Source organism: Streptomyces sp. SID5785 (assembly GCF_009870065.1).
Classification (GTDB): Bacteria; Actinomycetota; Actinomycetes; order Streptomycetales; family Streptomycetaceae; genus Streptomyces.
Map to the genome: position 1 here is coordinate 1 of NZ_WWIA01000676.1, position 205 is coordinate 205.

Genomic DNA, 205 nt, shown 5'->3' on the forward strand with positions numbered 1-205 from the left:
GCTTCGAGGTCCTGTCGATGGACTACAACATCCTCGCCAACCAGTCGAAGAACTCCACCCGCGCCCCGTCCTACAACTACCCGGGCTGGCGCACCCAGGCCACCGAGTCCTACATGGCAGGGTTCCGGCGCGCCTACGAGACCAACCGCGCCCCCTTCTTCATCGGCAACCACTTCGAGGAGTGGAACGGCGGCATCTACATGGA

The 205-nt window shown here is 63.4% G+C and carries 1 pseudogene; it reads left to right on the forward strand.

The features are described 5' to 3' along the window. Window positions 1–205 (forward strand): annotated as a pseudogene (locus GTW43_RS21790) (hypothetical protein); the annotation flags it as partial.